This is a genomic window from Cellvibrio mixtus subsp. mixtus J3-8 (assembly GCF_000766945.1).
GTDB classification, from domain to species: domain Bacteria; phylum Pseudomonadota; class Gammaproteobacteria; order Pseudomonadales; family Cellvibrionaceae; genus Cellvibrio; species Cellvibrio mixtus_A.
The window spans coordinates 11,627-11,840 of sequence record NZ_KN266219.1 but is presented as its reverse complement, the minus strand read 5'-3'; the positions used below and the strand labels follow the sequence as shown (position 1 = coordinate 11,840).

The 214-nt window shown below is 50.0% G+C and carries 1 protein-coding gene; it reads right to left on the bottom strand.

All coding sequences use genetic code 11. The features are described 5' to 3' along the window. Positions 1–204: hypothetical protein (locus A596_RS23260; RefSeq protein WP_200882995.1), on the bottom strand; the 204-nt coding region annotated here is incomplete at its 3' end. Positions 205–214: the final 10 nt, after the last annotated feature.

Below are 214 nucleotides of genomic sequence, written 5' to 3'. Positions count from 1 at the left end.
TTCGCGCACAATTTTGTTTTCCAACCGGTGCAATAATTTCAATCGACCAGGGGCGACAATTTGCTCGGGTAAAAAATAGCGTTGGCCTGCGGGTAAATCCGGTTCTACGGTGGTGCCAAAGAAAATTCCCAGCTCGCGAATGGTTTCACCTACGGCGTCATCAAAATCAAATACCACGCGCACATAAGCCCATTTGGTGGGCACGGCGGATACC